A 4,453-nucleotide genomic window follows, 5' to 3' on the forward strand; every position below is an offset into this window, starting at 1 on the left:
CGCCACTTCGCCAGTGCCGATCTGTTCGTGTTTCCGAGCCTGACCGAGACCTTCGGCAACGTCACGCTCGAAGCGCTCGCCAGCGGCCTGCCTACGGTGGCGTTCGACTATGGCGCGGCGCGCGAGCACCTCGACGCGGACTGCGGTCGCCGCGTCGCGTTCGGCGACGAAGAAGGTTTCGTACGTGCGACGATCGAACTGGTGCGCGAGGACGTCATGCGTCCGGCGATTCGCGCCCGCGCAGCCGCTGCCGTGGCCACACTCGATCCCGCGACCGTCAGCGCCAGCTTCGCCAGTTTGCTCGGCAGCCTCGTCCAGCAACGCGCCACGGACGCAGATCCGGGCGTGAAAGCCGCTGCGATCTTGCCCGTGGCATCCGCCCCCGCCACGATCGCAACCGCCAAGATACGCGAGGGCGCCGCATGACCGCCCTGCAACTATGGACGCAGCTGGAGCTGCACAGCGGCGAAACGCGTCTGTGTCTGGCGATCAATCGCTGGGGTGCACGCCGTGCGATCGCACACTTCTTCGCCATCGTCAGCCGCCTCGGCGACGGCAGCATCTGGTACGCGCTGATCGCCGCCTGCGCGATCTTCGGCGGCAGCAAAGGTGCGGCTGCGGCGCTGCACATGGCCTTGACCGGCCTCGTCGCGGCCGGTTTGTATCGCGGTCTCAAACGCTGGACGCGCCGCCCACGGCCGTTCCGCGCGCACGACCAGATCGTCGCGCACGCGCTGCCGCTCGACGAATTCAGTTTCCCCTCTGGGCACACTTTGCACGCGGTGACCTTCAGCCTGATCGCAATCAGTTATTTCCCGCCGTTTGCGCTCCTGCTGATTCCGTTCACCGTACTCGTTGCAGCCTCGCGCGTGGTGCTCGGCCTGCATTATCCGAGCGACGTGCTCGCCGCGACCGCGATCGGTTGCGTGCTCTCCGCAACCTCGCTTTGGCTGGCGACCTTGCTCGGCCATTGATGCGCGGTACCGGATTTCCCGGTGTGTCGTCCGTCACGCCGTCTTCTGCGCACGCAAACCCAACTCGTCCGCCATCGTCTGACGCAAAATATACTTCTGCACTTTGCCGGTGACGGTCATCGGGAAAGCCTCGACGAAACGGATATACTGCGGCACCTTGTAGTGCGCGATCTCGCCGCGGCAGAACGCGCGCAGACTGCCCTCATCGGCGCTAGCACCGGCTTTGAGGATCACGCAGGCGCACAGCACCTCGCCGAATTTCGCATCCGGCACGCCGACGCATTGCACGTCCTGGATCAGCGGATGCCGGTAGAGGAATTCCTCGACCTCGCGCGGATACACGTTTTCGCCGCCGCGGATCACCATGTCCTTGGAACGGCCGACGATATTGCAATAACCTTCCGCGTCGATCGTCGCCAGATCGCCGGTGTGCATCCAGCCGTTGCAATCGACCGCTTCGGCGGTTTTCTCCGCATCGTTCCAATAGCCGAGCATGACCGAATAGCCGCGCGTGCACAGCTCGCCCGGCTCGCCGCGCGGCACGATGCGGCCGTCGGTGTCGACGATCTTCACCTCCACGTGCGGCGAGATGCGCCCGACGGTCGATACGCGGCGCTCGAGCGGATCATCGGGTGCGCATTGCAGACTCATCGGCGAGGTCTCGGTCATGCCGTAGGCGATGACAACTTCGTGCATGTGCATGCGCTCGAATACCTGCTTCATTACCTCGATCGGACACGGCGATCCGGCCATGATGCCGGTGCGCAGGCTGGACAAGTCGTACTTGGCGAAATCGGCGTGACCAAGTTCGGCGATGAACATGGTCGGTACGCCGTACAGCGCGGTGCAGCGTTCTGCGTGGATCGCGGCAAGCACGCTCTTCGGATCGAATGCGGCGTCGGCATAGACCATCGTCGCGCCATGCGTGAGGCAGCCGAGATTGCCCATCACCATGCCGAAGCAGTGATACAGCGGCACCGGAATGCACAGGCGGTCGCCGGGTTGGAGGCGAATGTTCTCGGTGACGAAAAAGCCGTTGTTGAGGATATTGTGATGGGTCAGCGTCGCACCCTTGGGCAAGCCCGTCGTGCCCGAGGTGAACTGGATATTGATCGGATCGTCGAACTGCAAGCTCGCACCCAGTGCAGCGAGTTCTGCACGTTCGTTTTCGCTAGCTTCGCCCAGCAGTGCATCGAAGTTGAACATGCCCGGCGTCGACTCCGCGCCGAGCCGGATCACGCAACGCAATTGCGGCAGCTGCTTCGCCTCGATCGCGCCCGGTGCGCAGCGCGCGAGTTCCGGCGCGAGATCGGCCAGCATTTCGAGGTAGTCGCTGGCCTTGAAACTCGGCGCGAGCACGAGCGCCTTGCAGCCGACCTTATTCAACGCGTACTCGAGCTCGCTGCGCTGATAGGCTGGATTGATATTGACCAGGATCAGCCCGGCCTTGGCCGCGGCAAACTGGGTCAGGGTCCACTCGCAGCAATTGGGTGCCCAGATACCGATGCGCTCGCCCGGAGCCAGGCCCAGACGGCGCAGCGACACGGCGAGATTGTCCACGCGCTCGCGCAGGTCGCGATAAGTCCAGCGAATGTTCTGATGGCACACGATCAGCGCATCGCGATCCGCGTGCGCGCGAGCGACCTTGTCGAAATGCACGCCAATCGTGTCGCCGATCAGGGGCACTGCGGAAACGCCGCTGACGTAACTCGGTTCGCCCTGCATTGCATTCCCCCCGGCGGTTTGCACCGCCTCGATGCACGACTATTGCGCCGATTTCAGGCAGCGTCAATGCGACCCCTGCACCCCCCCCCTTGCGACCCACGTGGCAGGAGCCGCGTGTAGTCCAGTGTCCTGGCTTTTAGTTCGTCATACCGGCGAAAGCCGGTATGACGAATCCATGCGTTCCGGTTTATCCCAGTTTTTCAACCCGCGCGCGGACGACGTCGGGCCGCGACTGCGCGTCCCAATCGACCGGCACTGCGACTTGCGCACTTTGCAGCGTTGTATCCAATGCGGCAAAATCCACATCGGCAATCAGCCAGGTCGCGCCGGATTCGGCGACCGCGACGATCCCGTTCGCCGGCAAACCACGATCGCTCGGCGCATACAGCGTGGCGCTGCCGGTGTTGGTATCCAGCGCGGGATTGTCCGGCGCTTCGCCCGCGGTGACCGACTGCGCGACGTAGAAACGGTTCTCCAGCCCGCGCGCCATGCAGCCGACGCGCACGCGCGTCGCACCCGCGTCGGTGTCGGTGCAACTCGGCACCAGCAGCAGGCGCGCGCCAGCCTGCTGCTGCGCGCGCGCATACAGCGGAAACTCCGCGTCATAGCAGATATTGATCGCGATGCGCCCGTAAGGCGTGTCGAATACCTTCAATGCATCGCCCGGCTCGATGACGCCGGCCTGTTTTTCGAAACCGGTCAGCGTCAGCTTGTCCTGGAACACGTGCTTGCCGTCCGGCGTGAAAAAGTACGCACGGTTGCGATAACGACCGTTGGTCTGCGCGAGCAGAAACGTTCCGGCGGCGAGGTGAACGCGATGCTCGCGCGCAAGACGCGCGAACAGCGCCAGCCAGTCTTCATGCACGGATTGCAGGGCGGCGAGCGTGGCGACGAAGTCCGCGCGCACCGCGGGCGCCAGCGTCGCCGCCAACTCCAGCGCAAGATATTCCGGGAACACGACCATCTGCGCTCCGCCCTGCACCGCCTCGGCGACCGCTGTGGAAATACGCGCCGCGAACGCGCCGAAATTCGCCGGCGAGCCGATGGTCCATTGTGCGAGTGCGAGACGAAGTTTCATCGTGTCTAGATAAGGTCGCGCAACCAGAATCGCAAGCGATGCGTGCTCGGCTCGGTGTCGCCGATTTCCTGCCAGTCGATCGCGCAGAACATGTCGTCCTGGCGCCGATAGCCGCGCTTGTTCCAGAACACATCGTTCGGACGAAAGCTTTCCGGCTTGCGCGGATCGTTCGCGCCACGCTCGACCGCGCAGAATGCGGTGAGCCGGAAACGGTCGAGTCGGCGTGCGTAACCCTCGCGCTCATCGAAGAAACGATGACCGAGTCCGTGCCCGCGATAGTCCTTGAGCAACACCGACTCGCCGAGATAGAACACATCGGTCAGCGCAATTCCGCGTTGGGAAAATGGCATCTGGAACGGATCGGTTTCATCCGTGAGCGGAATGCCGGTCGATGCGCCGATCACTCGTTCACCATCGAACGCGAGCACGAACAGACTCTCCGGCGACTTGGCATAGGTCGCCAGATAATTTTTCTCGTAGTCGCGATCGCCCGCGTAGAGGTAAGGCCAGTCGTGAAACACGGCGATGCGCAACGCGGCCACCGCGTCCAGATGCGGCGCAACATTGGCGCCGGTGAAGGTTTTCACCTCGATCATGAGGCACACGATAGCGAATCGGATTTTTGCTGCAAAGGATCCGCTTGGTTGTGGCATGAATGGCGCATTCGGCTAGGCCT

5 protein-coding genes are annotated in these 4,453 nt (G+C 63.6%); 2 read left to right on the plus strand and 3 right to left on the minus strand.

From position 1 onward, the window contains the following. A partial coding sequence (locus VIE67_RS14385; protein ID WP_332027140.1) for a glycosyltransferase occupies positions 1–426 on the plus strand: 426 nt, incomplete at its 5' end. Continuing rightward, positions 423–974, plus strand: coding sequence for a phosphatase PAP2 family protein (locus VIE67_RS14390; RefSeq protein ID WP_332027141.1), 552 nt, complete (start codon positions 423–425; stop codon positions 972–974). The genes VIE67_RS14385 and VIE67_RS14390, both read left to right, overlap by 4 nt. Positions 975–1,007: 33 nt before the next feature. On the opposite strand, the gene VIE67_RS14395 is transcribed toward VIE67_RS14390, so the two are convergent. The 3 genes from VIE67_RS14395 to VIE67_RS14405 all read right to left on the minus strand — a co-directional run bounded on the left by VIE67_RS14395 (position 1,008) and on the right by VIE67_RS14405 (position 4,373). Next, positions 1,008–2,699: an AMP-binding protein gene (locus VIE67_RS14395; protein WP_332027142.1), complete on the minus strand. Its 1,692-nt coding sequence runs from the start codon at positions 2,697–2,699 to the stop codon at positions 1,008–1,010. A gap of 187 nt (positions 2,700–2,886) precedes the next feature. Then, a complete protein-coding gene (locus tag VIE67_RS14400; protein WP_332027143.1) occupies positions 2,887–3,777 on the minus strand; it encodes a carbon-nitrogen hydrolase family protein in 891 nt (296 codons plus the stop codon). Positions 3,778–3,782: 5 nt separating this feature from the next. Continuing rightward, entirely contained in the window at positions 3,783–4,373 is a 591-nt protein-coding gene (locus tag VIE67_RS14405) for a GNAT family N-acetyltransferase (protein WP_414707380.1), read from the minus strand. Positions 4,374–4,453 lie beyond the last annotated feature (80 nt).

This window comes from Rudaea sp. (assembly GCF_036560865.1).
Lineage (GTDB): Bacteria > Pseudomonadota > Gammaproteobacteria > Xanthomonadales > Rhodanobacteraceae > Rudaea.